The organism is Bacteroidota bacterium, from assembly GCA_018698135.1.
In the GTDB taxonomy this organism is placed as follows: domain Bacteria; phylum Bacteroidota; class Bacteroidia; order CAILMK01; family JAAYUY01; genus JABINZ01.
In genome coordinates, this window is the sequence record JABINZ010000090.1 from 1 (window position 1) to 5992 (window position 5992).

General features: G+C 31.6%; 4 protein-coding genes and 1 tRNA gene. All 5 read left to right on the top strand.

Annotation, left to right across the window (positions count from 1 at the left end):
* Positions 1-332: 332 nt before the first annotated feature.
* Positions 333-476 carry a hypothetical protein gene (locus HOG71_05570; protein ID MBT5990304.1) on the top strand — a complete coding sequence of 48 codons (144 nt, stop codon included), beginning with the start codon at positions 333-335 and terminating at the stop codon, positions 474-476.
* Between the two features lie 167 nt (positions 477-643).
* Positions 644-3154: an EVE domain-containing protein gene (locus HOG71_05575; GenBank protein MBT5990305.1), complete on the top strand. Its 2511-nt coding sequence runs from the start codon at positions 644-646 to the stop codon at positions 3152-3154.
* The gene (locus HOG71_05580; GenBank protein ID MBT5990306.1) at positions 3147-4403 is read left to right on the top strand and encodes a restriction endonuclease; all 1257 of its coding nucleotides are present in this window, start codon (positions 3147-3149) and stop codon (positions 4401-4403) included. Before HOG71_05575 ends, HOG71_05580 begins: the two co-directional genes overlap by 8 nt.
* Positions 4404-4583: 180 nt before the next feature.
* Positions 4584-4657 (top strand) — tRNA-Ala (locus HOG71_05585).
* Positions 4658-4828: 171 nt separating this feature from the next.
* A partial coding sequence (locus HOG71_05590) for a hypothetical protein (protein ID MBT5990307.1) occupies positions 4829-5992 on the top strand: 1164 nt, incomplete at its 3' end.

Consider the following 5992-nt stretch of genomic DNA (forward strand, 5'->3'; position numbering starts at 1 on the left):
GTAATAAGCTCCTTGTATTTGCCTGAACTCTTATCGACAACAACAATACTGGTACTACCAGAGCGGTTTTTCTTACTCCTGATATACATAACACAAAGTTGAACAAATTAACTTTGCGCCACCCATTTGAATGCTGAAAAATTTGTATAATACTGATAATCTAGCCCTTATAGATTTGTTGCTATTTTTGTGATGAAGTCAGGAGAATGCTCTTTTAAAGATAATTAAGCAATTATTTGAATTAAAAATTATTATCTATTTTTGAATAAAGATTAGTTACTAATATCAATTTATCATCTCTTTGGAAAAATAACAACTCAAAACACAATTCAATGACAGAAGCAATGAAATTCTCCTGGGTAGACACACATAAGGAGATTGTTAAATTTCTATTAACCCAACAAAATAACCAAAAAGGATTAATTGACCTTCTGAAATCAATTGGTATTACGGGTTTGAAAGACAGGAAGTCCTAGGCAGAGATGTTGAATTAACCGAAATTGACCCTTTCTCTTTCTTTTGCTTTATTTATAAGCATGGATCAGAAAAAAGGCTTGAACTTCTTAAAAAAATAGCTAAGGAATTAAATATTGAGACTCCAAATGATGACTTAGGAATACCTTCTACAAACGCATTGAAAGTGATGCTTTTCCCTTTTAAATATGACAGAAGCAAAAATGCAATAAATAGATTGTGGACGTTTTTTATTGCATCAACCAATGATAGTATCACTGATGAAATGTTTTCCGATATACTTACGATTAAAGGAACTGGAAAAACAAAAATTACTGAAGTTCTATTTTATGTAAATCCTGATAAGTATTTTCCTATTAATAGTCCTACTAAACCACTTTTAAAAGAAAAATTTGGGATTGATCCCAAATTCAATTCTTATTCTGATTATATGGAAATACTTAATAAGGTTAAACAACAATCAGACAAGTCGTTTTATCAACTATCATATGAATCCTGGAGTTTAATAAGTAATTATTGGATATTTCAAGGCAATCCCAAAATTTACGATATTGTTGGTGCTTTACAAGAGGATATGATTAGTACTTGGTCGGTAAAATCGCATAAGGAAAAAATAAAGTTAGGCGACAAAATCATTCTGTGGGTAACGGGTGAAAATCCTGGTTGTTATGCATTAGCTGAAGTAACATCCGATGTTTATCATGGAATTGATGATGAAAATCAAATGAGATTCTACACGGATAAAAGTAAAAATAATAAATCAGATAGGGTTAGGATAAAAGTGACCAATAATTTCACAGAAAATCCAATTACAAAAGACCAGATTGACCTAATTCCTAAATTGTCAAAATTAAAGGTTGGTAGCCAAGGAACAAACTTCTCTTCCACAAAGGAAGAATATGAAGAAGTTTTAAAGCTTTCAGATGAAACCAATGTAACCTTCAGTTCAACATGCGAAAGGTTCAGCAAATCTCAACTTGATCATTATTTTGTATTCTTACAGGAAATAATTAATCATTTTAGCTTGGAAAGCGATGATCAAAGAATTGTCTTTACCTGTAGAAAATACAGTTTAAACTTTACTGTTGGACAACGGTATTGTTGGAATATCTTTTTTACAGAACATGGTGTAAAATATGGCGTTATTTCAAAAGATAAATTTGATGATACGAGCAGTACTTTCGATGGAAGAAAACCTGTCCCCTTTTATACACGAGTTGAAAATACAGGTTTCACCAAAAAGGAAAAAGAAACAATACTAATAGCAGTAGCAGCAGAATTAAATCGGACTAAAAAGTCAAGCTTTAGAAAACATAATAATCTTGAATTTGAAAATGAAGCTTTCAAAAAATTGCAAAACAAACAATCAGAAATGAACATTCCACTTAATTTAATACTTTACGGTGCACCAGGTACAGGTAAAACATATAAGCTTAAGAATGAATTTTTTGAATTATTTACTGACCAACAGGGAACCCAAACCAGAGCTGAGTTTAACATTGAGATAACCAAAAATCTTGCATGGTGGGAGGTTATAAGCATCGTTTTGTTGGACGTGAAAAAAGCAAAAGTCATTGAAATTTTCAACCATCCATTACTACAAGCCAAAAATAGCATCTCTGAAAATAAAACACCAAAAAATACAATATGGTCTTGGCTTCAGCGACATACAAAAGATGAATGCTCTTATGTTAAATTTACTAAACGTGACTCCCCTCAGTTTTTATGGAAAGATGAAAAGGGGATTTGGACAATTGATGAAGAAATTGTTAAATCGGATACTCCTGATTTTTATGACATTTTAAAGGAATACCATGAGTTTAAACCAGTAACAAAAACAATTAAAAGATATCATTTCATTACTTTTCACCAGTCCTATAGTTATGAAGATTTCATTGAAGGAATAAAACCAAATGTATTCGACAATGAAGCTAATCCAGAGCAAGGAAAAACCGTTATCTATGAGATAAAAGATGGAATATTTAAGCAACTGGTTAAGAAAGCTCTAAATGACCCTGGAAATAACTATGCATTGTTTATTGATGAAATTAACCGGGGTAATATTGCTAATATTTTTGGTGAACTTATTACTCTCATAGAACAGGATAAAAGAGTTGGTGCTGACAATTATATACCGGCCCAACTACCTTATTCAGGAGAAGAATTTGGTGTGCCTCAAAATCTTTTTATCATTGGAACAATGAATACGGCCGATAGAAGTGTTGAGGCACTGGATACTGCTTTGCGAAGGAGATTTTCATTTATGGAGATAAATCCAGAACCAGAAAAACTAGCTCAAACAGAGTTTTTATGCAAGGATATTGATTTATCAAAGCTCCTTACTGCGATCAACTCTCGAATAGAAAAATTATTGGATAAGGACTACTGTATCGGGCATTCATATTTCATGACAATAAAAGACAGGCAAAATCCTTTAAGTGAACTAAAGGATGTGTTTCAAAATAAAATATTACCACTCCTTCAGGAATATTTCTATGGCGATTGGGGTAAAATAATGCTCGTTTTGGGTGAAAAGTTCGTTTTAAAAGCATCAGATGTCATCGAATTCAAAGCAACAGATAAATATGAGAATTTCGATGAGTATAATGAAAGACCTTCATATAGGTTTACCAGCTCATCGGACTGGACAATAGATACATTTAAAAGCATTTATGAGTAAATCTTGGAATACTTTACAGGTATTTGAGCACCAAACTCTTATGGTTGATGATGACTCCAGATTTAAAATGACTCATTTTAATATCCTGGAGAAATATGGATATAGGACTAAAGAGAAATATTATTCAGTTGGAAATAAAAGGATTAAGTTTTCTAATTATGTTGGAGTCATCCAGGTGAAAAACCTAACTATTGAGATTCTACCAAAAGCTGATAACTTAGAAATTAATCAAAGATCAAAAGACAAATGGCATGATGCTCTTATTTCAATGCTGAATGAATGTAAGCTTATTAAACTGGATGCCATAACCAATGCACGGTTGAAATTAAAATCTTGCTCTGTCTTAGATTTATTTTACGATCATTTTCTAACTGAAACTGAAAAAATTATTAAACAGGGATTACGAAAGAACTATCGAACTATCGAAGAGAACCTCAGTAAATTAAAAGGAAAGATTCTGTTCACAAATCATATTAAAAAGAACTCCCTTCATCAAGAACAATTTTATGTTCAACATGAAATATTTGATAAAGATAATTTCCTAAATCAGATATTATTCAAAGCTTTAAACATACTTTATTCAATTTCGGATAACTCAACCCATCATGTAAGAATTAAAAGACTCCTTTTGCACTTCGAAGAAATTTCTGATGAAAATATTACCGCCACATGGTTTGATAGAATTTACTATAATAGAAATACAGAACGTTATAGACAAGCCATCAAATTAGCCAAACTTATTATTCTAAGATACTCACCGGATTTAAAAGGAGGGAATGAAAACATACTGGCAATTACGTTTGACATGAATGCTTTATATGAAAACTATGTATATAGGAAATTAAAAGTTTTAGAATTCAATAATAAAATCCCAATCGATGGTGTTTTTGCTCAGAACAGAAAACCATTTTGGGAAAGCAGGGGTGTTAGGGCTGATATATTAGTAAAGACTCAAAGTGGAAGCTTCATTATTGATACAAAATGGAAAATACTCAAGGACACAAAACCATCGGATGATGATTTAAAACAGATGTTGGTTTATAATGTTTACTATGATTCAAGCCTTAGCATTTTATTGTATCCCAAAACTACAATTGAAAGTGATGTTAAGAAACCATTCAAACATCCTTACCTAAGTGATAAATATTGCCAAATTGCTTTCATAGATTTATTTAATAATGATGGCAAACTTGAAAAGGAACTAGGTATGAGAGTGTATTCTGAATTGCTTATGGATGAAATTCAATAAAGCTAAATATCTAATCCCTTAAGTGATCAATTCTCTATATCAATATTTTTAAAAATAATGAATAATCAAGAACTGGGTGAAATGGGAGCATCAAAAAGAGCTGCTGAAATAATTACTTCGCATATGATTGACAATTGATTTTGCTATTTTGATTTTAATGTAGATTTTTGCACACGATTTGGGGGATTAGCTCAGTTGGCTAGAGCGTTTGACTGGCAGTCAAGAGGTCACCGGTTCGAGCCCGGTATTCTCCACATTGATTATCAAAGCCTTGCGAATTAATAATTCATGAGGCTTTTTTATTATGTACACATATAAGCACCTTAGCTTGTGACATGTAAATGCGAAAGCTCTTTAAACCAATAAATTTTTCAAGCAATTATTACTACTTTTATATGTGAATTAGATTAAGCTATATTTGATGCATGAGGATTGCCGTAAAACATAAACTGATATTGATATTAACTATTGTTGTATTAAGCTGTCAGGCGCAAGATATTCCCTTTAAAACCTATACCATTGAAAACGGACTTCCTTCTTCTAAAATTTATGATATAATTCAGGATACTAAAGGCTACATCTGGTTTGCCAGCGATTATGGTGTAAGTCGGTTTGATGGTGAAATTTTCAAAAACTACACAACCTCCGACAATCTTGCCAGCAACACCATCGTTAAACTTTTTTTAGATAAACACGGACTGGTTTATTTTCTAAACGCACATGGTGAAATAAACATTTTTGATCAGAAGTTTTCAGCATCAAAATTTAATAAGGCTATCAAAGAAAACCTTAATGGTGAAGTTGCTGATCATTTCATGGTTGGGCCCCATAAAATAGATCTAACAACAAGCAGTGGTAAAAACTATTTAATGAAAGGGGATTTGGTAAAACATACAAATCCGGGAAATAAAAAAGTCAAGGATTTTTATTTTTTAGCAGAAAATGAATCCTATAGTTGGGGTAAGTGTTTTCCTTCAACCGATGGAAAAAAACGAAGCACTAACATCAGGCAAAAAGCCGACACGATTTTCATTTCACTTGAAAATGAATACAAGGAAGTTCCTTCCATTTCATTCAATACAATCAATCAGAAAAAAGAATATATCATTACGCTTAACAATCACTTGTATCATATCCAAAAAGATACAGTCTTATTTTATGAATTTGAAAGCTTCATCAATGATGTATACATCGACCATCAAAATAGTATCTGGATCTCTGTTAATCAAAAAGGTGTTTACCAATATAATTCTACAAACCTGAACGAAGTGCCTCTGCATTATTTCAGCAATAAAAATATCCTAAAAACATATCAGGACCGGGAAAATAATTATTGGTTTATCTCCGATAATGAAGGTATTATATTGGTCAATACATTGGACTTTAAAGTTTACAATAACATTAAGTATAATATTATTTCACTGGATGTTATGGGAGATGTTTTGATGTTTTCTACCTACGAAAATGAAGTTTATGAATGCAAGATATCAGCTGACAAAATTTTGAATATTAGTAAAATTGATTTTGAAAACAAAAATCATGGATTAATCGAAGACATCTTAATTCATGAAGACGGTTCGTTCTGGATA

Excerpts from the sequence above, each read along its gene's own strand:
- HOG71_05570 (MBT5990304.1), top strand. The coding sequence starts at position 333 with ATGACAGAAGCAATGAAATTCTCCTGGGTAGACACACATAAGGAGATT.
- HOG71_05575 (MBT5990305.1), top strand. The coding sequence starts at position 644 with ATGCTTTTCCCTTTTAAATATGACAGAAGCAAAAATGCAATAAATAGA.
- HOG71_05580 (MBT5990306.1), top strand. The coding sequence starts at position 3,147 with ATGAGTAAATCTTGGAATACTTTACAGGTATTTGAGCACCAAACTCTT.